The sequence below is a fragment of the Microcoleus sp. BM001215392 genome, assembly GCF_036700185.1.
Classification (GTDB): domain Bacteria; phylum Cyanobacteriota; class Cyanobacteriia; order Cyanobacteriales; family Microcoleaceae; genus Microcoleus.
This window is the reverse complement of sequence record NZ_JAUBOJ010000702.1, coordinates 1-1,481: the sequence shown is the minus strand read 5'-3', so window position 1 is coordinate 1,481 and position 1,481 is coordinate 1. Positions and strand designations below refer to the sequence as shown.

Below are 1,481 nucleotides of genomic sequence, written 5' to 3'. Positions count from 1 at the left end.
CAATGGCACTGAAAAAGTGAGCAAAAAAAAATCTGTAAGGCAATATCTACATAGATAATTGCCTTACAAACCAAAATATCTCCCTCTAGTATGCCAAATCGTGCGTCCATTCTCAAGCAACAATTTTTACAGAGTGTCGCCTTACCCTGGAGAGAACTGCTACCAGACTCTCAAGTCCTTGAGCTGTTGGCCAACGAGAACGTGAGGTATTACAGCAGTGTCTACACACCGATAGTGACCTTATGGGCGATGGTATCGCAGGTACTCTCTCCAGACAAAAGTCTCAGTCAAGCAGTGAAGCGGATGAGTACCTGGCTGAGTGTAGCCGGGGTCAAGCCTCCTTCTTCAGACACAGGGGCTTACAGTAAAGCTCGTCAACGACTACCCGAAAGACTCGTCCCACAGTTAGTACCCATAGTCGCAGAAGCTCTAGAACAGCAAGTTCCAACAGAAAAACAATGGTGTGGATTGCGGGTACGGGTACTAGATGGAACAACGGTGTTAATGAGTGATACTGCCGCCAATCAAGCCGAGTATCCGCAACACAGCAATCAAAAACCAGGGTGTGGATTTCCCATCGCTAAAATGGTAGTGCTCTTTTCATTGCTCACAGGTGCAGTGGTATCGGCTGGTATTGCTTCATTGGCAACCAGTGAGATTGTGATGAGCCGTTTGATTTATGCAAATTTACTCCCCAACGATGTGGTATTAGCCGATCAAGCTTATGGTAATTATGTCGATTTAGTTTTAGTAAAACAGCAAGGAGCCGACGCTGTTTTCCGTAAAAATCATCTCCGTAAAACAGACTTTAGACGGGGTAAAAAGTTGGGAATAGGCGACCACAAAGTCGTCTGGAATAAGCCCCAACAGCGTCCCAACCACATGACTATTGAGGAATTCGAGGCATTGCCGTCAAGTTTCATCGTCCGAGAAGTATGCTTACGAATTAAGCGCCGTGGTTTGAGAGATGAGCGGATAATTGTAGTGACAACATTGGTGGATGCCAAGCGGTATACTGTGGAAAAATTGACGGCTTTATATGGATTACGTTGGTCGGCTGCCGAAGTCAATTTACGCTATCTCAAAACCACGTTAAAAATGGAGATGTTAACATCTAAAACTCCGGTGATGGTGAGGAAAGAAATCTGGACACACTTATTAGCATACAATTTACTACGTACCATTATGTGGCAAGCTGTATCTTCGTCAGAAAACACAGTTTTTCAACTCTCATTCCAATCGACTAGGCAGCAGTTTAATCTGTTATTGACGCTGTTGGCAACTACAGGAAAACGCCAACAGCGACAATGGCGTCAATTACTTTTAGAACAGGTGGCAACTAATTTACTTACGATTCGACCTGAGCGTTCTGAACCTAGAGTTTTGAAACGCAGACCGAAACCGTATCCTCGAATGCAAGAACCTCGCTCTGTCTTGAAAGCTAAACTGCGAGCGTAATTAAGCCTTTTTCAGTGCCATTG

At 44.6% G+C, this 1,481-nt stretch carries 1 protein-coding gene; it reads left to right on the top strand.

Annotated features, from left to right (window positions below; translation table 11 throughout):
* The first annotated feature begins 90 nt into the window (after positions 1 to 90).
* A complete protein-coding gene (locus QT974_RS34285) occupies positions 91 to 1,458 on the top strand; it encodes an IS4 family transposase (RefSeq protein WP_333472804.1) in 1,368 nt (455 codons plus the stop codon).
* Positions 1,459 to 1,481 lie beyond the last annotated feature (23 nt).

Bases quoted from the DNA above. Each gene is read 5' to 3' on its own strand.
- QT974_RS34285 (WP_333472804.1), top strand. From the start codon at position 91: ATGCCAAATCGTGCGTCCATTCTCAAGCAACAATTTTTACAGAGTGTC.